The organism is Nonomuraea deserti, from assembly GCF_004348685.1.
GTDB lineage: Bacteria > Actinomycetota > Actinomycetes > Streptosporangiales > Streptosporangiaceae > Nonomuraea > Nonomuraea deserti.
In genome coordinates this window covers 1-987 of sequence record NZ_SMKO01000424.1, presented here as the reverse complement: position 1 = coordinate 987, position 987 = coordinate 1, and the positions used below count along the sequence as shown (strand labels likewise).

The window sequence follows — 987 nt, the reverse complement described above, 5'->3', positions numbered from 1 at the left end:
CTAGATCGCTGATGTGAATTTGGGTTAGTGGTCGTAGGCGGTCAGGGACCGTTTCACGGGTGCGTCGGTGTTCCAGTTGTGCCAGATTGCGGCGTTGAGGGCGAGGATGCGTTGGCTGATGCGTGCCCACAGGCCGTCTGGGTGGCGGGCGTTGTGGCGTTCGAGGCCGAGCTGGTTCTTCAGCGTCCAGATGATCGCCTCGATGCGCTGGCGTAGCCAGCCGGGGAAGGGCAGGGCGCGTGCAGGCTCGTCTTCGCGGGCCGGCCGGATCAGGAGATGACCCAGATCGGCGGCGGCCTTCTCGATGCCGGCTCCGGCGAATCCCTTGTCGCACACGATCGGGCAAGGCCCGCCGGCTATCTGGTGGACGTGCAGCAGGTGCAGGGCCTGCTTGCGTTCATCGAGCTCTTTGGGGTGGGCCAGGCTGAAGCCGGTCACCGCGCCGTCAGCGGTAGTGATCAGCATCAGCTTGGCACCCCAGTAGAAGGCGTGGTGGGACTTGTCCATGCCGTATCCGGCGATCTCACCCAGGTGTGATCTGTTGACCGTCACCCGCGAGGCGCCGCAGCGGATCGGGGTGCCGTCCATCAGCCGCAACGGCTCGTGCCAGGTCGGGACCTGGCGGGCCAGCCACGCCGCCGCCGCCGACATGGCCGGCCCCAGATCACGCAGTTGCCGGTTGTACTGCGACTGGGACGGCAGTCTGGGGAACAGGTGCCCGATCCGGCCGGCCGCCATCCGCATCCAGCGGCGTTCGTCATCACACCGCAGCAGCACCTGCGCCACTGCCACGACCACCGCCTCGGCCGGACTCAGCACCGGCGGCCGGCCCCGCCCGCGAGGCCGTCCCCGCGAAGGCATCACGTGATCGTCCAGATGCACATAGAGTGCGGTCAGAAGGGCGTCCAAGTCAGTCTTCACACACCGACCATGGACGCCCTTCGTCACGCCCGCAGCCGATCACCGAATTTCACATCAGCGATCTAG

Annotated in this window: 1 protein-coding gene; it reads right to left on the bottom strand. The window is 66.9% G+C overall.

Annotated elements, in window-relative coordinates; translation table 11 throughout:
• Positions 1-24 precede the first annotated feature (24 nt).
• Positions 25-921 (bottom strand): transposase, encoded by an 897-nt coding sequence (locus tag E1292_RS50490; RefSeq protein WP_132606886.1) that lies wholly within the window; start codon positions 919-921, stop codon positions 25-27.
• Between the last annotated feature and the right edge of the window lie 66 nt (positions 922-987).